Origin of the sequence: Comamonas sp. w2-DMI (assembly GCF_040187735.1) — a bacterium.
Classification (GTDB): domain Bacteria; phylum Pseudomonadota; class Gammaproteobacteria; order Burkholderiales; family Burkholderiaceae_C; genus Comamonas; species Comamonas terrae.
In genome coordinates this window covers 97,554-116,366 of the sequence record NZ_JBANEL010000012.1, presented here as the reverse complement: position 1 = coordinate 116,366, position 18,813 = coordinate 97,554, and the positions used below count along the sequence as shown (strand labels likewise).

Below are 18,813 nucleotides of genomic sequence, written 5' to 3'. Positions count from 1 at the left end.
ATGACAACGAATCCGCTTCAATCCCTGCAACAGTGGACGGGCTCCAACAGCAAGGCCCTGCAGGGCCTGACCGCACCGCTGCTGGTGGTGGCCATCCTGGCACTGATGGTGCTGCCGATTCCGCCGTGGATGCTGGACACCTTCTTCACCCTCAACATCGCCGTGGCGCTGATGGTGATGATGGTGGCCGCCTACATGATCAAGCCGCTGGATTTCGCGGCCTTCCCCTCGGTGCTGCTGCTGACCACGCTGATGCGCCTGTCGCTGAACGTGGCCTCCACCCGCGTGGTGCTGCTCGAAGGCCACACGGGCCCGGGCGCGGCCGGCGCGGTGATCGAGGCCTTCGGCCACTTCCTGATCGGGGGCAACTTCGCCGTGGGCCTGATCGTGTTCGCCATTCTCGTGGTCATCAACTTCGTGGTGATCACCAAGGGCGCCGAGCGCATTGCCGAAGTGTCGGCCCGCTTCACGCTGGACGCCATGCCCGGCAAGCAGATGGCCGTGGACGCCGACCTGAACGCCGGGCTGATCGACGAGACCGAGGCCAAGCGCCGCCGCGCCGAAGTGCAGGAGGAAGCCAACTTCTTCGGCTCCATGGACGGCGCCAGCAAGTTCGTGCGCGGCGACGCCATTGCGGGCATTCTGATCCTGGTCATCAACATCATCGGCGGCTTTGCCATCGGCATGGCCCAGCACGGCCTGTCGGCGGGGCAGGCCGCCGACAGCTACATCCTGCTGGCCGTGGGCGACGCGCTGGTGGCGCAGATACCGGGCCTGCTGATCTCGGTGGCCTCGGCCATGGTGATCTCGCGCGTGGGCAAGGATACCGACATGGGCCGCCAGATCGTGCAGCAGCTGTTCATGTCGCCCAAGGTGCTGGGCATTGCCGCCGCCATCCTCGTGCTGCTGGGACTGATTCCCGGCATGCCCCACCTGGCCTTCCTGACCATGGGCGGCCTGCTGGGCTGGCTGGCCTGGGCACTGGACAGGCAGCAGAAGGCCCGCGCCGCCACACCCGCCCCCGCCCCGTCGGCCCAGGCCAGCCAGTCCGACGGCGAAGCCACCTGGGACGACTTGCAGCCCGTGGACCTGCTGGGCCTGGAGCTGGGCTACCGCCTGATCACGCTGGTGGACAAGAACCGCCAGGGCGACCTGCTGACCCGCATCAAGGGCGTGCGCCGCAAGTTCGCGCAGGAAGTGGGTTTTCTGCCGCCGGCCGTCCATGTGCGCGACAACCTGGAGCTCAAGCCCAGTGCCTACCGCATCACGCTGCGCGGCGTGATGGTGGGCGAAGGCGAGGCCTTTCCGGGCATGTTCCTGGCCATCAACCCCGGCGGCATCACCACACCGCTGATCGGCACCGCCACGACCGACCCGGCCTTCGGCCTGCCTGCCCACTGGATCGATGAACGCCAGAAGGAAGCGGCACAAATGGCCGGTTTTACCGTCGTTGATTCGGAAACCGTGATGGCCACCCATTTGTCACACTTGATGCAAGTGCATGCAGCCAAGCTGCTGTCGCGCACGGAAACCCAGCAATTGGTCGACCACGTCGCCAAGCTGGCTCCCAAGCTGATCGAAGAAGTCATTCCGAAAATGGTGCCCATCACGACGTTCCAGAAAGTGCTCCAGCTGCTGCTGGAGGACTCTGTGCACATCCGCGATATCCGCACCATCATCGAAACCCTGGCCGAGAACGCTGCCGCCACCAATGACCCGGTGGAACTGGCACGGCGCGTGCGCATCGCGCTGTCTCCGGCCATCGTGCAGCAGATCTACGGCCCCACGCGCGAGCTCAATGTCATCGCCATCGAGCCCGGCCTGGAGCGCCTGCTGGTGCAAGCCCTGTCCAACCCCGGCGCGCCCTCGCTGGATCCCGGCGTCGCCGAGATTCTCACGCAGAAGGCCGTCGACGTGGCCAATCAACAGGAAGAGCTGGGCCTGCCCGCCTGCCTGCTAGTGCCCGACTCCATCCGCAACTCCATTGCCAAGCTGCTGCGCCGCGTGGCGCCGCGTCTGCAGGTACTCGCCCACAGCGAGATCCCCGAGACGCACACCATCCGCATCGGCCCGATTCTTAAAGGTGCATCCGCATGAACATCAAACGCTTTTACGCCCCCACCTCCCGCGAGGCCCTGGCCAAGGCGCGCATGGCTTTCGGCGAAGGCACGCTCATCCTCTCCAACCGCCAGACGCCCGAAGGCGTGGAAGTCATGGCCACGGCCGAGGACACGCTGCAAAACATGGAGTCCGGCAAGCCAGGCTCTCCGCTGCAGGCCGCCATCGAACGCCGCGCGGTCGAGGATTCCGCGGACATGCGCGAGCGCACTGCACTGTTTGCGCGCCAGGCCGCCAAGCCGCGAGCCGGCATGAGCACGCTGGACCATGTGCAGGAGCGCCAGGCCAAGCAGGCCAAGGCATCGCAGGCGCCATCCCAGTCTGTCCAGGAAGATGTGGAGCAGCTGTCCATGAGCACGCTGTCCTTCCAGGACTATGTGCGTGAACGCATGCTGCGCCGCCGCCACGAATCGGCGCTGGAAACCGAAGAGGTCCTGCCCACCTTTGCCCAGCGCGCGCGCCAGCACAATGACGCCGTGCGCCCTGCCGCGCCGGCGGGCCAGCCGTCCGGCCCCAGCCTGAACCTGAGCCGCCACAACCCGCTGCGCGGCGAACCCATCGTGGTCAGGGATGCATCGGCCGCCAGGCCGGCCGCTGCCGCAGCGCCCATGAGCCAGCAGCACTTCATGCAGGAGCTGCAGTCCATGAAGGACCTGATCGAGGACCGCTTCAATACCCTGACCTGGCTGGGCCAGACGCGCCAGAACCCCATCCAGTCCAGCCTGATGCACAAGCTGATCCGCGCCGGCTACTCGCCCGTGCTGTCGCGTGCGCTGATCGAACATCTGCCCGAAAGCCTGTCGGCTGGCGACGCCGTGCGCTGGCTCATGGAAGTGCTGGAGCGCAATCTGCGTACCGACAAGGCCCAGGCCCCCATTTACGAACAGGGCGGCGTTTTCGCCCTGGTCGGCGCCACCGGCGTGGGCAAGACCACGACCACGGCCAAGCTGGCCGCGCTGTGCGCCGCCGAGCATGGCCCCTCCTCGGTGGGCCTGATCACGCTGGACACCTACCGCATCGGCGGCCACGAGCAGCTGCGCGCCTATGCCCGCATGCTGGGCATGGTGGCCCACCAGGCCCATGACAAGGCCGCGCTGCAGGACCTGCTGGGCCTGCTCGAAGGCAAGAAGATGGTGCTGATCGACACCACGGGCGTGGCCCCGCGCGATCCGCGCAAGGACGAGATCATGGACGTGCTGGACCTGCCCGGCGTGCAGCAGTTGCTGGCCGTCAACGCGGCCGCCCAGGGCGATGCGCTGGACGACGTGATGCAGGCCTTCAAGGCCCGCGGCTCGCACCAGGCCGTGCTGACCAAGGTGGATGAGGCCGTCAAGCTAGGCCCCTCCATCGACACGCTGATCCGCCACCAGATCCAGCTGCGTGGCGTGACCAACGGCCAGCGCGTGCCCGAGGACTGGGAACGCGCCAGCGCCCAGGCCCTGGTCTCGACCTCCATGCGCGCCAGCGCCAAGTCAGCCTTCGACCCCAAGACCCTGGATCTGGACTTCTTCTTCACGCCGTCCGCATCGCACGCCGCCGAGGCCGCCCATGCTTGAGCACTACTCGCCACCCCACCAGGGCATGGGCCTGCACCTGCAGGCCGACAGCGCCGGCACGGCGGGGCTGCGCGTGCTGGCCATGGTGCACAGCGCCGACAGCGCCGCTGCCGAGCAGGCCGTGCTCTGGCCTCTGTGCGCCCAGTTGCAGCGCCTGGGCCAGACCGTATTGGTGCTGGACGGCAGCCAAAGCGAATCCTTCCAGACGCCGGGCATGGCCCAGCTGCTGGAGCGCTCGGCCTGGCATGCCCAGATGGGCCTGCGCAGCATGGCCGAGGCAGCCGAAACCCGTTCCATCGCCACCCTGCCCGCCCGCCAGGGACTGGCACGCCTGCGCGCGACGGCGCAGGAGCTGGGCATGGAGCCGCTGGTAGCCCTGCAGCGCTACGTGCGCGGCTACACCACGGTGCTGATCTATGCCGACGCCAAGGCTCTCACGCCCCTGCTGCAGGGCCAGAACCTGCAGCCGCTGCTGGTCGTTCCGCCCGATGCCGAACAGCTCGTCGACAGCTACCGCCAGCTCAAGACCCTGGCCGTCTACGCCGGAGTGGAGTGCACGCTGGCCGCGCTGGAAGCGCCGGCCGCCGCCGACGGTCCGGCGCGCTACGACTGGAGCCGCAAGCAAAGCAGCGTGCTCACCGATGCGCAGAAATCCCAGATCCGCCTGCAGCGCCTGAACGCGCTGCTGCAGTGCTCGCAGCGCCACCTGGGCGATGCGCCCGTGCTCATGCGCCTGCGCTGGCGCCAGACGCGCGACCTGCATCAGCTCACGCTGCACATGCTCAAGACCGCCTGCATTCTGCCTTTGCACGAGCATTCCGTGCCAAGGCTGGGTACGGGCGCCTGTGCCCCTCTTGCCTGGAGCCATTGAACCCCATGTACACCGCCAAAGGCCAACTCGACCGAGACGCACTGATCCGTCAGCACGCGCCGCTCGTGCGTCGGATTGCCCTGCACATGATTGCCAAGCTGCCTCCCAATGTGGAAGTGGATGATCTGATCCAGGTCGGCATGATTGGCCTGGCCGAAGCGCTGTCGCGCTTCGAAAGCGAGCAAGGCGTGCAATTCGAAACCTTCGCGAGCCAGCGCATCCGAGGCGCCATGCTGGACGAACTGCGCGAGGGCGACTGGATGAGCCGCAGCTCGCGCAAGAGCCAGAAGGAGATCGAGCAGGCGCTCAACCGGCTGGAGCAGCGCCTGTGCCGGCCGCCACTGGAATCCGAGATCGCGGCCGAACTCAAGATGAGCCTGGACGAATACCAGTCCCTGCTGGGCAAGGTGCGCGGCACCCAGCTCGTGTACCTGGAGGACATGGCACCCAGCGGCGAGGACGGCGACGACTATCTGGAGCGCCATGTGGCCGACAGCGGCGCCGATCCGTTCTCGCAGCTGCGCGACCAGCGCCTGCGCTCGGCCCTGGTGGATGCCATCAAGGCCCTGCCCGAGCGCGAGCAGTATGTGATGGGCATGTACTACGAGCACGACATGAACCTCAAGGAGATCGCCGCCGTCCTCGGTGTCACCGAGTCCCGCGTCTGCCAGCTGCACAGCCAGGCGATTGCGCGGCTGCGCACCAAGATGCGCGCGCATTGACATGGCTGGCAGCAGAAAGAAAAGGCACCCTCGGGTGCCTTTTCTTTGGGCGAGCCTGGTGGCGCGCCTTGTATCCGAATCTGTTGAGCGCTTGTTTTCAGACAGGCTGGGGCGGCCAACTGCGCCGGCTCTCGCACCCGGCTTCAGAGAAAGAATCTCCGCAGGCTTGAAAGAGAGCCATGGTCCCAGCCTAGCAATCGCTCAGGACCCGTTCCAGCCAGAAACATGCAGGCAGTCAGGCCGCCTTGGCCGCAGCCGGCATGCCCAGGCGCAGATCGCCGAGCATGCGCAGCAGGATGCGGTTGAGGTCCTCGGTTTCCCACTCATGCTCCTCGCGCAGCTGGCGGATGGGAGCCGCTTCGGGCGACTCCAGCGCCATGGCCATGGCCAGGGAGCCTGAGTAGGGGCCGGTGCGCGCAATGACGGCATCGAAGATGCGATCCGACAGCGGCATGCGGCGCAGCGTGGTGTTCAGGGGTTCGTGCAGCAGCAGGTCGAGCTGGGAGAACAGCGCGCACAGATACATCTCGCGCTGCAGCTCCAGGCCGACGCCGGCCTCGATCAAATGCTCGGCCAGGCGCGCACGCAGCACCATCTGGGTGCGCAGCGGCACCAGATCTTGCTCCGTGCAGGCGTGGGGCAGCTGGTCGGCCAGCCAGCGCTGCAGCGTGCCCAGGCCCAGCATGACCAGGCCGCGGCGCAGCGAGTCCACGCCGCGGCGCAGGCCCAGGGCCGCGGAGTTGGTGTAGAGCATGAAGCGGTAGGCCAGCACCGGGTCCTCGGCAAGGAGGTGTTCCAGCGTGTCCATGGACTGCTCTTTGTCGATGGCCTGCATCAGCTTGAGCAGGTTGTCACGCGCAGGCTGGGGCTGTTGCAGCCGGAAGGCCTGCACGGTATCGGCCACGGGCCAGCCGGCCACGGCGCCGGCTTCCTGCACGTCCAGGCAGATGCGGGCCAGAGCCAGGCTCTTGAGGCCCTCGTACATCTGGCCGCCGAGCAGCTGCAGCGGGCGAACGGACAGTTGCGTGGGCTCCTGCTGCGCCATGAACTGGGCCACCTGCGCGGATGGCATGTTGGGCACGCCCTCGGCGCCCTGCAGCGGCAGGCTCAGGAGACTGCTGGCGAAAAGTCGGGCCGCATCGGGCTCGGGCACCGCGTCCAGCGAGCCTCCCCAGACCAGCATCAGACCGCGAGCCCTGGCCTGCAGGACCAGCTCGTAAATGCCTTCGTCCTGCAGCAGCCAGTCGCCGCGCACCTCGATCCAGGGGCTGCCCTGGGGCGCATGGACCAGCAGGTCGCACAGCGTCTGGCGGGACTGGGGCGACAGCAGCAGCGGCGGCGCCTGCTCGCTCCACAACTCCTGGAGGATGCGCAGCAGATGCTGCATATCGGCCGGCTCGCCCGGATCTTCGTGCAGATAGAGCTGTACGCCAGCCAGACGCCGCTGGCGGTTCCACAAGGGCCGATAGCCAAGGGTCAGGGCGGACAGTGCAGACTGGGTCATGGAGATGCGGAAGAGACAGCTGGCTGATCGTAGCTTCAGCTGATGTAGTTGAACAGTGACAGCTTCTGGATGGAAGCGTAAGACTGTAGCGCAGCCTGCAGACCTGCCTGCTGAACCTGCGCATCGGAAATCGCCTGCACCATATCCATATCCTCTGCCTGGGAGCGTAGCCCTTCCTGGGTCAGCGCCTGGTCCTTCATATCAGACTCCAGTCGGTCGGCACGGTTGAGCTGGTCACCGGCAAAGCTGCGCACCGCCTGCATGCGGCTCATGCCGGCGTCCAGTTCACTCAAGCCACGCTTCAGTCCACTTTGCAGACGGCCGGGGTCGGACCGTCCGGCTTTCACGTCGGCAATGACCTGGTCCAGTACGCTGAACAAGTCGGTGGGATCATTCTGGTTGGGCGCCAGAGTGAAGCTGTCGCCGGTGGCCGGCTCGCCCGATATGGCAACAGACATGCCGCCCACAGTGATTGCCGCACCAGATGTATAGGGGCTGGGAGGACTGGTGACGTTGGTGGCCATATTGGTGGTCGTATACGTCACGGCGCCAGTAACAGGATCTTTGGTGAAGGCAATGGTGTAGTTGTCCTTGACCAGACTGGGATCCGTGACCGAACCAATATCGGCGCTCACGGAGCCTGGCGCGGCATTGCGGGTAATGCTGAATACGCCATTGCCCTTGGGGACACTGAACCAGGCCGCATGGCCATCCAGTGCAGTGGGCAAGCCATTTTCGCCGCCACTGCTCTGGCCCGGCTGAAGTTGCTCGACGGACCCAGGGCTGCCATTGGCAATAGGCACATCAAAGCTGCCCAGGCCACGAAAAAGAGGAAGGCCGCTGGCATCCTTCGTATTGGCATAACTGAAGACCTGATCGCGCAGGCTCGATAGCTGCTGCGCCAGTGCATTCAACGCATCCTGGTCGTATGAGCCATTGCCGGCCTGGATGATGCGCTCGCGGAAGTCTCCGAGCGTGTCATAGGCCTTGCCCAGAATGGACTCACCCTGGGCGATGATGTCGCGCTGTGCGCCAAGCATGCGCTGGTCCGTCTCCGAGCGGGTGATACGAGTGCGTGCGCGCTCGGCCTGCGCGGCTCCCACGGGGTCATCGCTGGGGCGCAGAACGCGCTTGCCAGCCGTTGCCTTGTTGATCAGATCCGCCAAATCGCTCTGGCGTGCCCCAATGTTGCGCAGGGTGCCGTCATACATGTTGGCGGTACCCAGACGGGCAATGGTATTCATACGGAAATCTCCTGAAAAAAGCGCCACGCTTGGCTTAGCCAGATTGCGGCCGTTGCCCCCAAGAGGGCCGCTAGCATGCCTCAGCGGCCTACGGTTTGCAGCACGCTGTCGAAAATGCCCTGGGCGACTTGCAGCATCTTGGCGGAAGCTTGGTACGCCTGCTGGAACTGCAACAGCTTGGCAGCCTCTTCGTCCAGGTTGACTCCCGACACGGCCGTGCGATCGGACTCCAGGTTCTTGGCGATGGTTTCCGAGAGTTGGGCCGTGTATTTGGCGCTCTGCGTACGCGTGCCGACCTGCGCCATGGCGATGGAGAAGCCATCGCTCAAAGTGGTGGAGCCATCGAACAGCTTGGCGTCACGCAGAGCCAGGAATGCGCCGGCATTACCCGTGTCGCGCTGCCAAGCCGTTCCGTACTGGGGATCGGTGGCCTTTCCCAGCGTGACCTTGTCGCTGCCTGTTCCATTCAGGTTTGGCGTGCCATTGAGGGTGACCATCAGCCCCGGGCCGACCTGTATAGGCTCGCCAGAGCGGAATTTGCCGGTAGCCGGTATGCCGGCGGGCGGCGGCGTGATGGTGTACTCCACCTCACCCGCAGCATTCTTGCCGAACGAAATCTCGGCTCCTGCAAAAGTGGAGAAGTCAAAGCCCGCACTGACCTGGATGCCTCCCATCTGCAAGGCAGCATCGCCCAAAGACGTGATGCGCGCCGCCACGGGATTGGCCGCGGCCAAGTCGTTGGGCGCAAACACGGCAGCCTGGATATCGTGGGCTGCCGCAGCCATGGGGCGAAACAACACGGACTGGCCTGCATTGCCATCCGCCTGCAAATCGAACCGCAAGCCGTCGATGGTCTTGCTGGAGAGGTCGGCCAGATCGTTGAACGCCGTCGTCTGCCCGTCGGACAGCCGGATCACGCGGCCTTTGGGAGCATCATTGCCAAAAACGATCTGATAGTCCGATGCCTTGAGCTGGCTGGCGTCAGTCACCGTGACCTGCGGAGTATTCGGTGCTGTCCACTGCGAGCCGGTCGTGTATCCCTGGCTGGTCAAGGGGAGCTTGAACAAATCGCTGCCTGGCTGGCCCGACATTGTCAGTCCCAGCCGGTTTTGCTCGTTCAGCGCGCCACCGATGGCTTGTGCCATGCGACCCAGCAGATTGCGGCCTTCCGTCAGATCGCTGTTCTGGAACTGCAGCAGTCCGGAAATCTCGCCGCCTCCGAGCATACTGGCGGTCAGCGCCACCGGCTGTCCGTTGGGCGATTGGAAGTACAGCCCCATCTTGCCGCTGCCCGGAAATTCGGGCGTCTCTTTGGCTGTCAGCTGACCCGCGTTGCTTCCCATCACAAGCGGCTGGCTATTGGCCACGAACAGGGAAATGCTCCCGTCCTCGGCGGAGATCTGCGTGGTCTGCACGAACTTGTTGATCTCACGAACCAGTTGGTCGCGCTGATCCAACAAATCGTTCGGTGTATTGCCTGTCGCCAAGGCCCGGCTGATCTGGCCGTTGAGTGCAGCGACTTGGCCCGCCAGGCTATTGACCTGGGAAACATCGCTCAGCATCTGCTGCTTGGCGTTGTAGTCCAGTTCATCAAGCTGGCTGGATGCCGAACGGAAACGTGCCGCCACTTCATTCATGCGGGTCAGAATGACCTGGCGCACCGAAATGTCGGTAGGCGTGTTCGCCACATCGCCAAAGGCGTTCATCATGTCGTTGATGGCGGCTCCCAGCCCGCTCTTACCGCCCGTGAAAATGTCCTGCATCTGCGCCAGCGACTGGTAGCGGATGGCATCGCCTGCGCTGACCGAGCCGGCCAAGGCAGCCTGGCGCGACAGCAGGTCGTTGTAGTTGCGAACGATGGTGGAGACATCCACGCCGTTGCCGATGTAGCCGGAGCCCCGGTCCTGGCCGTCCGAGGTCTTGAGGGCCACGGACTGGCGCGAGTAGCCGGCCGTGTTGACATTGGCGATGTTGTGGCCCGTGGTCTGCAGGGCAAGTTGGTTGGCCATCAGGGCGCGCGCGCCGACATTCAACAGGCTCATGATTGGTTCTCGTTGGGTTGGGACTTGGCCGCCAGGGCGGGCGAGGTGGCGGTGGGAGCGGCCGGCGCCGGGACGCCGGCCTGCGCCACGCTCAGGATGGCGCGGCTGAGCTTGCTGGCATAGGCCGGGTCTGTGGCGTAGCCGGCCTTTTGCAGCTCGCTGGCATAGGCCAGGGGCGAGCCCGTCTGGCCCATGGCCTTCTCGTAGCGCGGGTTGGTGCCGATCAGGCGCGCATAGTCGCGGAACGAGTCCTCGTAGGAGTCGTAGGCGCGGAACTTCGCCGTGACCTTGCGCGGCGTGCCGTTGATGTATTCGGTGGTGGTGACCTCGGCCACCTTGCCGGTCCAGCCTGCACCGGCCTTGATGCCGAACAGATTGAAGGAATTGCTGCCGTCCTTGTTGCGGATCTCGCTCTTGCCCCAGCCGGTCTCGTGGCCGGCCTGGCCCAGCATGAAATGGGCGGGAATACCGCTTTCCTTGGCCACGCGCGCGGCCGCCGGGGTGTGGTGGGCGACGAAGTTGTCGCGGCCCTTGGGCGCCGGCGCATAGGCATCGATGGACCGGGCTGCGCCGGGCCCGACGCCCGTGCGTGCGCCGCTGCGCACACCGCTGTAGGCACCGTCGCCGCTGAAGCTGCGCCAGGCATTGCGGCTCAGGCTCAGCGTGGAAGGCACGGACAGCTCCGCGTCGTCGGCAGCCTCGGTGCCCATGGTGCGCGCCAGCTGCTTGGTGATGGCGTCGGTCAGTCCGCCGGGCTGGCCGGACATGGCCACCGACAGCTGCTGGTCCAGCAGGTCGGTGCTCAGGTTGCCCTGGGCGCTGTCGAGCAGACCGGACTTCATGGTCGCCTCGCGCATGCTCTTGATCATCTCGCGCATGAACAGCGACTCGAGCTGCTTGGCTGTCTCGCGGGCGGCCTGCGGGCTGTTGTCGCCGGCGGCCGCCTTGAGCGCGTTGAGCGAACGCGCATCCGCCGCCAGCGCATTGCCGGCCGCCAGCGAGGATGTGTTGGGCAGGGCAATGCTCATATCACTTCCAGTTCGGCATTGAGGGCGCCTGCGGCCTTGATGGCCTGGAGGATGGCCAGCAGGTCCTGCGGCGTGGCGCCCAGGGTGTTGAGGGCACGCACCACGTCGGTGAGCTGCGGAGAGGACGGCATGTTGATGACCTTGCCGGGCTCCTGGCGCACCTGGATGTCGGATTTCTGCGCCACCACGGTCTGCCCCTGCGAGAAGGGACCGGGCTGGCTGATGACGGGCGTGGTGCTGATGGTGATGGACAGGTTGCCGTGGGCGATGGCGCAGGGGCCCAGCGTCACGGCCTGGTTGAGCACGATGGAGCCGGTGCGCGCATTGATGACCACCTTGGCGCCGGGCTTGGAAGTCTCGATGGGCATCTCCTCGATCTCGGCGATCATGCGCACGCGGGCGCCCGTCTCCTGCGGTGCCAGCACGCGCACGGTGCGGCCGTCCATGGCCGTGGCGGTGCCGGCGCCCATGCGCTGATTGATGGCGCGCACCACCCTGTCGGCAGTCTGGAAGTCGGTGGCATTGAGCCCCAGCGTGATGGTGTTGCCCTCGGCCAGCGGCGTGGGCACGGAGCGCTCGACCTGAGCGCCCTGGGGCACGCGGCCGGCGTTCAGATGGTTGACCTGGACCTTGGAGCCCCCGGCTGCAGCGCCGGCGCCGCCGACCACCACATTGCCCTGGGCCAGCGCATAGATCTCGCCGTCGGCGCCGCGCAGCGGCGTGGCCACCAGCGTGCCGCCCTTGAGCGACTTGGCATTGCCCATGGACGAGACATTCACGTCGATGGCCTGGCCGGGCTGGGCAAAGGCCGGCAGCTCGGCCGTGACGATGACGGCAGCCACATTCTTGAGCTGCAGCTGGCCCGCATTGCCCGTGGCCGGCAGGGCAATGCCCATTTGCTCGAGGTAGTTGGACAGCGCCTGCTTGGTGTAGGGCATCTGCGTGGTCTGGTCGCCGGTGCCGTCCAGGCCCACGACCAGGCCGTAGCCGGTCAGCTGGTTGCTGCGCACGCCCTGCACGGCAGCGACTTCCTTGATGCGGGTGGCATGCACGGGCAGGGTCGGCATGCCGGCGCCCAGGGCGGCTGCGATCCACACGGCGGTGCGGGCCGCACCGGCAAGTTTCGGTGCCGGGCGCATTTTCAGGAGCATGGACAGTACTTTCATACCGTCCATTCTCGGGAGAATCAGAACGGCATAACGTTCAAAAAGAACCGTGACAACCAGCCAATTGACTGGGCTTCGCCGGCCTGCCCGCGGCCGCGCGATTCCACGCGCAGATTGGCCACCTGGGTCGACGCCACGGTGCTGCCGGGACGCAGCGAACGCGGGTCCACGGTGCCCGTGAAGCGCAGCACATCCACGTTGTGGTTCACGCCAATCTGCTTCTCGCCGGCAATGACCAGATGGCCGTTGGGCAGCACGTCGACCACGGTGGTGGCGATGGAGCCCGTGAAGTTGTTGTTGCTGGTGGTGGCGCCCGAGCCCTTGAAGTCGGTATCGCTCTTGACGCCCAGCGTCAGCGCATCCTTGATGGTGTTTTCGGCACCGCCCTTGAACAGCGGCACGGCGCTAAGGCCGGTGCTCATGTCGTTGGTCCGGCCCACCTTGGAATCCGAGCTCTGGCTGGCAGAGACGCGCTCCACGATCTGCACGGTCACCGTGTCGCCGACCATGCGCGCGCGCTGGTCCTCGAAGATGGGACGATAGCGGCTGGCATTGAACAGGCTGCCCGTGGGCGTATGCGCCACCTGCTCGCGCGGCTGCAGCACGGGTGGCGCGGTGGATGGCATGTCCACGGGCGGCGGCGGATTGAGCGTGGCGCAGCCGGCGGTGACCAGCAAGGCACCGAGGGCCGCGGCGGTGCGCAGCGATGCCGGAAGCGAAGGGACGGAAAGGGTCATGGTGGCAAGTCCTTGGCAGCGGCAGGCCGCACCTGCCCGGGGATAGCGTGGATCGCTATCGATAAAAGAGCGTTCTGCGCCAGCAGCACGCCACTCCTGAAACCGAAACCTCTTGAAATGAAAAATCATTCGGCGCAGGCAGCTCATGGTTTCATAGCACCCGGCGATCAGAGCTGGGCCAGCTTGGCCAGCATCTGGTCACTGGTCTGGATGGCCTTGGAATTCATCTCGTAGGCGCGCTGGGTCTGGATCATGGTCACCAGCTCCTGCACCACGTTCACGTTCGAGGCTTCCAGGTAGCCCTGCTGGATGGTGCCCAGGCCGTTGAGGCCGGGCGTGCCCTGCTGGGGCTGGCCCGAGGCGGCAGTCTCCGTGTAGAGGTTCTGGCCGCGCGGCTCCAGGCCGGCCGGGTTGATGAACTGGCTCATGGCGATGTTGCCGACCTGCTGGGGCGCGGCCTGGCCCGGCATGGTCACGCTGACCACGCCGTCGGCGCTGATCGACACCTTGGTCGCGCCCTGGGGGATGGTGATGCCGTTGGCCACGGGATAGCCGCTCGATGTCACCAGCTGGCCCTGGGCGTTGACCTCGAACGAGCCGTCGCGCGTATAGGCGATGGTGCCGTCGGGCATGTTGACCTCGAAGAAACCGTTGCCGTTGATGGCCACGTCCAGCGCATTGTTGGACTGCTGCAGGCTGCCCTGCAGGAAGTTGCGCGAGGTGGCCACGGTGCGCACACCCAGGCCCAGGTGCAGGCCGGTAGGCAGCTGGTTCTGCTCGGTGGCCTGGGCGCCGGACTGGCGCAGGTTCTGGTAGATCAGGTCCTCGAACACGGCGTTGGCACGCTTGTAGCCCGTGGTCGAGACGTTGGCCAGGTTGTGCGAGATGACGTCCAGCTGGGTCTGCTGGGCTTCCATGCCGGTCTTGGAGATGAACAGCGAATTGATCATGATTCTTTCCTTTCGGTGGGCCGTAGGCAGTCTGGTAACTGGGCGCTTTCCAAGCCGGAGACGCCGAGCAAGAGCCGCCTCGCGGCGAGGGCGTCGTTCCCCTTGGGGGAAGGCGCGCAGCGACTCAGGGGGTCATCCATTCACGCTCAGCAGCTGGCTGGCGGTCTTGTCGTTGGTTTCGGCGGTCTGCATCAGCTTCATCTGCTGCTCGAACTGGCGCGAGGCGGCGATCATGCCGACCATGGTCTCCACGGAATTCACGTTGGAGCCTTCGATGGAGCCCGAGAGCAGGCGCGCGTTCTCGTCGTTGGGCAGGGCATCGCCCTGGGCCGCGCGGAACAGGCCGTCGTCGCCGCGGGTCAGCGGCGCATCCTCGGGCGGGGTGACCAGCTTGATGCGGCCCACGGCCACGGGCAGCTGGTTGCCGGTCTTGGCGGTGAGCGTGCCGTCCGAACCCAGGGAGATCGTGGACTCGGGCGGGATGTCGATGGGCGCACCGCCGTCCGACAGCACGGGCATGCCGTTGCTGTTGACCAGCTGGCCTTCGGGCGAGATTTCGAACACGCCGTTGCGCGTATAGGCCTCCTGGCCGTCCAGTCCCTGCACCGCGAACCAGGCGCGCCCCATGGCCATGGCGTCCAGCGCGCGGCCGGTGCGCTGGGCGGGGCCGGGCGTGTCCACGTAGCCGGAGGTGGCCTCCAGCGCGAACACGCGCGTGCCCGAGCCGCTGCCCTGCAGGGGCACCGAGCGGAACGTGGACATCTCGGCCCGGAAGCCGTTGGTGCCGGCGTTGGCCAGATTGTGGGCCAGCACGGCCTGCCGCTGGGCCGCCGCGTTGGCGCCCGTCATCGACGTATAAATAATGCGGTCCATGCTGGATCTCCTTGCTCTGCTCGGTCAGCGGTTCAGTCTTAGCGCAAGTTCACCAGGGTGGAGAACACCTGGTCCTGCGTCTTGATGGTCTGGGCATTGGCCTGGTAGGAACGCTGGGCGGTCATCATGTTGACCAGCTCGGCGGTCAGGTCCACGTTGGACTCCTCCAGCGCGCCGGCCTGCAGCGAACCGAAGGTGCCGCTTTGCGCGGAGCCGTTGAGGGCCGGACCGGAATCGGCCGTGGCCACCCATTTGTTGTCGCCCACCGAGGCCAGGCCCTGGGTGTTGGTGAAGGCTGCCAGGGCCAGCTGGGCCTCGGTGCGTGTCACGCCATTGGAATAGGTGGCCACGATGGAGCCGTCCTTGCTGACATTGACGCCGGTCATCACGCCCGCCGTGTAGCCGTCCTGCTTGAGGTTGCTGACCGCGAACTTGGTGCCGAACTGGGTCATGCCGCCCAGGTCGAAAGCCACCGGGAAGGGCGTGCTGCTGCCGCCGCTGCCTGCGACATTGAACGTCAATGCGGTTCCGGCTGCCGTGGCAGGCGCGTTGCCCGTCACGCCGGTGAGCTTGCCGCTGGTGTCGAAAACGGCGGTGCCGATGGGCGTGGCCGTGACCGGAGGTGTGGCCGTGGGGTCGTCCAGCTGGTTGTAGATGGTCCAGGTATTGGTTGCCGCATCCTTTTCGAAATACAGGTGGACGGGGATCGCGGTACCCAGGGAGTCGTAGACGTTGAGCGAGGTGCCGTAGGTGGCGCGCGGCGTCGCCTCGATGGGCGGCGTCGCCGTGGGGTCGCCGGCGGCGACCGTCGCGCGGGCATCCAGGTTCAGCTCCACATTCACCTTGCCGGTCTGCTTGGCCGGAATCGGCTGGCCGGTGGGGAAGCTCAGGGGCACGGGCGTGGCGCCGGCCATGGGCTTGCCCGTGGTCGGGTCCACCAGGTAGCCCATGACGTTGTCGCCGGACACGGTCTTGAGGTTGCCGGCCTTGTCCAGGCCGAAGTTGCCGGCGCGCGTATAGGCCGTGCTGCCGTCGGGCTGCCTGACGATGAAGAAGCCGTTGCCGTTGATCGCGATGTCCAGGCTGTTGCCCGTGGTGGAGATCGCGCCCTGGCGGAACTGCTGGGACACGCTGGCCACGTTCACGCCGATGCCGCTGGTCTGGCCGCTGGCCGAGCCGATGGCACTGGCCACCATTTCGGCGAAGTCTGCGCGCGAGGACTTGAAGCCCGTGGTGTTGGCGTTGGCGATGTTGTGGCCGATGACGTCCAGGTTCTTGCTGGCGGCATTCAGGCCGGAGAGGCCTTGTTGGAAACCCATGGTGTTCTCCTGAGAACGATTGGTCGGTGGTTCAGTAGACGGCCTTGACGCCGGAATAGGCCACGCTCTGGCCGTTGTCCAGTTCCAGCGTCAGGCTGCCGTTGGTCGCGCCGGTGGCGATCACGGCATGCGGCGCCAGCGTGGTGGAGCCCACGGCTGTCGTGCCGTTGGTGGCCGTCACGCTGTAGCGCAGCTGCGAGGTATCGCCGCTGTACTTGCCTTCGGCCTTCCAGGTGAAATAGTTGCGGCCGGACTGGCCCTCGCCCAGGTCGATGGTGTCCACCAGTTCGCCGGTGGCCGTGGTGATCTGGACCTTGACGCTGGCGGCTGCGCCGTCCAGGTCGAAGGCCGCGGTGTGCGTGCCGTTGGCGGCCACGCCCAGCGTGTTGCCCTCGGTCAGCACGGTGCGGCCGATCATGGACGTGCCCTGCAGCACCTGCATGGCCGTGAACTGGCCGGCCATGGTCTGCATGGTCTGGTTCAGCTGCTGGATGCCGGTCACGGTGTTGATCTGCGCCATCTGCGAGGTCATCTGCGCGTTGTCCATGGGATTCATGGGGTCCTGATTGCTCAGCTGGGCCACCAGCAGCTTCAGGAAGCGGTCCTGCGCCTCGTTGGGGTCGGTGACCGCGGACTTGCTGTTGCCCGTCGTGCTGGTGGAGGTGGTATCCACGCTGCCTGCGCCGTAAATCATGCTCTGGCTCCCGGGCTCACTGGCCCATCTGCAAAGTCTTGAGCAGCAGCGTCTTGGCCGTGTTCATGACTTCCACGTTGTTCTGATAGGAGCGCGAGGCCGAGATCATGTTGACCATCTCGTCCACGGCGCTCACGTTGGAATGGGTGACATAACCCTCGGCATCGGCCAGCGGATGGCTGGGGTCATGGATGCGGCGGCCGGGCGTGTTGTCCTCGCTGATGGCCTTGACCTGCACGCCGGCCGAGCCGTCGTTGCCCATGGGCACGGTCTGGAACACCACCTGGCGCGCCTTGTAGGCATTGCCGTCCGGCCCGGCCACGGCGTCGACGTTGGCCAGGTTGGAGGCCACCACGTTCAGGCGCTGGGACTGCGCGCTCACCGCGCTGCCGGAGATGTTGAAGATGGAGAACATGGACATGGAAAAACTCCTGGTTCGGGCAGCCGCTTACTGGCCCTGGATGGCGCTGAGCATGGTCTTGGCCTGGCCGTTGATGAAGCGCAGCGTGGCTTCGTAGCGCACGGCGTTGTCCACGAAGTTGGCGCGTTCGCGGTCCAGGTCCACCGTGTTGTTGTCCATGCTGGGCTGGGATTGCACCGAATAGCCCAGCTGGCTCTTGCCCAGTTCGCCCGTGGCGGCGGCCGGCAGCGGCATGTGGCCGGCGTGGGTCGCGCTGGCCAGGGTCAGCGGCGAAGGGCCGCTGGTGGCCGAAAGCAGGGCTTCGCGGAAATTGAAGTCGCGCGCCACATAGCCGGGCGTGTCTGCATTGGCAATATTGCTGGCAATCGTGCGCTGGCGCTCGGCGCGCAGCAGCAGCGCCTTGCTCTGGAAATCCAGTCGTTCGGTCATTTTGTTCAGCATGGTGGCCTCGCTTCGAAGTTCTGCATGCCAGGGCCCTGGTGTTGGCGCCTGCGCATGGTGGCAGCCCGCAGACTGCGGCATGCGTCGATTATGGAAATCGGACCGCGGCGCTAAAGCGCGAAGAAAGCGGTTTTGCTCGCCCACTTCCATCCATTGGCGCCGCGCCGCGCGCCTATATTTGCGGCACAGGCTGAGCAAGCTGCACCTCTCCGGAAGCCCTGCCTGCCCGCCGACGAATTTGCCTGCCGCAACCCGGCTATCCAGGAGTAACCGATGCCCGTTCCCAGCCCGTTCCTGCCCACCGCCGCCATGCAGCGCCTGCGCCGCATGGCCGTGGGCTGCGCGCTGGGCCTGCTGGCAGCGGCAGGCGCCTGGGCACAGCAGGACGGCATCACCCAGCTCAACCAGATCAGCCAGCGCTTCCTGGACGAAGCCCTGCACCAGGGACAGGAAACCCCGGCCGGCGGCGCCAGCATGCCGCTGCGCATGGAGGTGCAGCTGGGCCAGCTGGACTCGCGCCTGCGCCTGGCGGCCTGCGCCAGGGTGGAGCCTTATCTGCCGGCCGGCAGCCGCCTGTGGGGCCGGACCCGGCTGGGCCTGCGCTGCCTGCAGGGCGCCGTGCCCTGGAATGTGTTTTTGCCGATCACGGTCAAGGCCTGGGGCCCGGCCTGGGTGCTGCAGACGGCCGTGCCGGCCGGCAGGACCCTGACCGCCGAAGATGCCGTGCAGGGCGAGGTGGACTGGGCGGAAGACTCCGCGCCGGTCTTTGCCAATGCCCAGGACTGGGTGGGCATGGTGGCCGCGCGCCCCCTGGCCTCAGGCCAGGCGCTGCGCCAGAACATGCTGCGCCCGCCGCCGCTGTTTGCCGCCGGCGCACAGGTGCAGGTCATGGTCAACGGCGGCGGATTCGCCGTTTCCGCCTCGGGCAAGGCCATGGCCGCTGCCGGAGCAGGTCAGACCGTGCGGGTTCGCATGGATAATGGGCGCCTTGTTTCGGGGACCGTAAGCCCCGAAGGCGTCGTCCTGGTCCAATAAAAGCCCTTGCCGTGCAAAAAAGTCCTCAAGTTTCACGCGACGTGGTCGAAAGCAAGGCTACAGCGCCCTACGCCGCCAGGGCGATTGGAGAA

17 protein-coding genes are annotated in these 18,813 nt (G+C 66.1%); 5 read left to right on the top strand and 12 right to left on the bottom strand.

The window, feature by feature from the left end; all coding sequences use genetic code 11:
* The 4 genes from flhA to V8Z74_RS14210 are packed head-to-tail and all read left to right on the top strand — an operon-like array spanning position 1 to position 5,267.
* Positions 1-2,097: a flagellar biosynthesis protein FlhA gene (gene flhA, locus V8Z74_RS14225; protein ID WP_349709701.1), complete on the top strand. Its 2,097-nt coding sequence runs from the start codon at positions 1-3 to the stop codon at positions 2,095-2,097.
* Entirely contained in the window at positions 2,094-3,674 is a 1,581-nt protein-coding gene (flhF, locus tag V8Z74_RS14220) for a flagellar biosynthesis GTPase FlhF (RefSeq protein WP_349709700.1), read from the top strand. The genes flhA and flhF overlap by 4 nt, the downstream gene beginning before the upstream one ends.
* On the top strand, positions 3,667-4,545 hold the full coding sequence (locus V8Z74_RS14215) for a hypothetical protein (RefSeq protein WP_349709699.1): 879 nt from the start codon (positions 3,667-3,669) through the stop codon (positions 4,543-4,545). The genes flhF and V8Z74_RS14215 overlap by 8 nt, the downstream gene beginning before the upstream one ends.
* A 5-nt stretch (positions 4,546-4,550) precedes the next feature.
* Positions 4,551-5,267: an RNA polymerase sigma factor FliA gene (locus tag V8Z74_RS14210; protein WP_066479924.1), complete on the top strand. Its 717-nt coding sequence runs from the start codon at positions 4,551-4,553 to the stop codon at positions 5,265-5,267.
* Between the two features lie 235 nt (positions 5,268-5,502).
* Here V8Z74_RS14210 and V8Z74_RS14205 read toward each other — a convergent pair whose 3' ends face one another.
* From V8Z74_RS14205 to flgB, 12 genes are all read right to left on the bottom strand, one after another.
* The gene (locus tag V8Z74_RS14205; protein WP_349709698.1) at positions 5,503-6,771 is read right to left on the bottom strand and encodes an HDOD domain-containing protein; all 1,269 of its coding nucleotides are present in this window, start codon (positions 6,769-6,771) and stop codon (positions 5,503-5,505) included.
* Positions 6,772-6,806: 35 nt separating this feature from the next.
* On the bottom strand, positions 6,807-8,015 hold the full coding sequence (flgL, locus tag V8Z74_RS14200; RefSeq protein WP_066479930.1) for a flagellar hook-associated protein FlgL: 1,209 nt from the start codon (positions 8,013-8,015) through the stop codon (positions 6,807-6,809).
* A gap of 80 nt (positions 8,016-8,095) precedes the next feature.
* Positions 8,096-10,057: a flagellar hook-associated protein FlgK gene (gene flgK, locus V8Z74_RS14195; protein WP_349709697.1), complete on the bottom strand. Its 1,962-nt coding sequence runs from the start codon at positions 10,055-10,057 to the stop codon at positions 8,096-8,098.
* On the bottom strand, positions 10,054-11,085 hold the full coding sequence (gene flgJ, locus V8Z74_RS14190) for a flagellar assembly peptidoglycan hydrolase FlgJ (protein ID WP_349709696.1): 1,032 nt from the start codon (positions 11,083-11,085) through the stop codon (positions 10,054-10,056). Before flgJ ends, flgK begins: the two co-directional genes overlap by 4 nt.
* Entirely contained in the window at positions 11,082-12,251 is a 1,170-nt protein-coding gene (locus V8Z74_RS14185) for a flagellar basal body P-ring protein FlgI (protein WP_066479948.1), read from the bottom strand. The genes flgJ and V8Z74_RS14185 overlap by 4 nt, the downstream gene beginning before the upstream one ends.
* 20 nt (positions 12,252-12,271) lie before the next feature.
* Positions 12,272-12,988 (bottom strand): flagellar basal body L-ring protein FlgH, encoded by a 717-nt coding sequence (locus V8Z74_RS14180; protein WP_066479951.1) that lies wholly within the window; start codon positions 12,986-12,988, stop codon positions 12,272-12,274.
* Between the two features lie 167 nt (positions 12,989-13,155).
* Positions 13,156-13,938 carry a flagellar basal-body rod protein FlgG gene (gene flgG, locus V8Z74_RS14175; protein WP_066479953.1) on the bottom strand — a complete coding sequence of 261 codons (783 nt, stop codon included), beginning with the start codon at positions 13,936-13,938 and terminating at the stop codon, positions 13,156-13,158.
* A gap of 132 nt (positions 13,939-14,070) precedes the next feature.
* Positions 14,071-14,811, bottom strand: coding sequence for a flagellar basal-body rod protein FlgF (flgF, locus tag V8Z74_RS14170; RefSeq protein WP_066479955.1), 741 nt, complete (start codon positions 14,809-14,811; stop codon positions 14,071-14,073).
* Between the two features lie 38 nt (positions 14,812-14,849).
* Positions 14,850-16,130, bottom strand: a complete 1,281-nt coding sequence (gene flgE, locus V8Z74_RS14165; protein ID WP_066479958.1) for a flagellar hook protein FlgE — start codon at positions 16,128-16,130, stop codon at positions 14,850-14,852.
* 31 nt (positions 16,131-16,161) lie between these two features.
* Positions 16,162-16,824, bottom strand: a complete 663-nt coding sequence (locus tag V8Z74_RS14160; protein ID WP_349709695.1) for a flagellar hook assembly protein FlgD — start codon at positions 16,822-16,824, stop codon at positions 16,162-16,164.
* Between the two features lie 16 nt (positions 16,825-16,840).
* Positions 16,841-17,245 carry a flagellar basal body rod protein FlgC gene (gene flgC, locus V8Z74_RS14155; RefSeq protein WP_349709694.1) on the bottom strand — a complete coding sequence of 135 codons (405 nt, stop codon included), beginning with the start codon at positions 17,243-17,245 and terminating at the stop codon, positions 16,841-16,843.
* A 27-nt stretch (positions 17,246-17,272) separates the two neighbouring features.
* The gene (gene flgB / locus V8Z74_RS14150; RefSeq protein ID WP_066479971.1) at positions 17,273-17,686 is read right to left on the bottom strand and encodes a flagellar basal body rod protein FlgB; all 414 of its coding nucleotides are present in this window, start codon (positions 17,684-17,686) and stop codon (positions 17,273-17,275) included.
* A 309-nt stretch (positions 17,687-17,995) separates the two neighbouring features.
* On the opposite strand from flgB, the gene flgA reads away from it, so the two are divergent.
* Positions 17,996-18,721: a flagellar basal body P-ring formation chaperone FlgA gene (gene flgA / locus V8Z74_RS14145; protein ID WP_349709746.1), complete on the top strand. Its 726-nt coding sequence runs from the start codon at positions 17,996-17,998 to the stop codon at positions 18,719-18,721.
* The last annotated feature ends 92 nt before the right edge of the window (positions 18,722-18,813 follow it).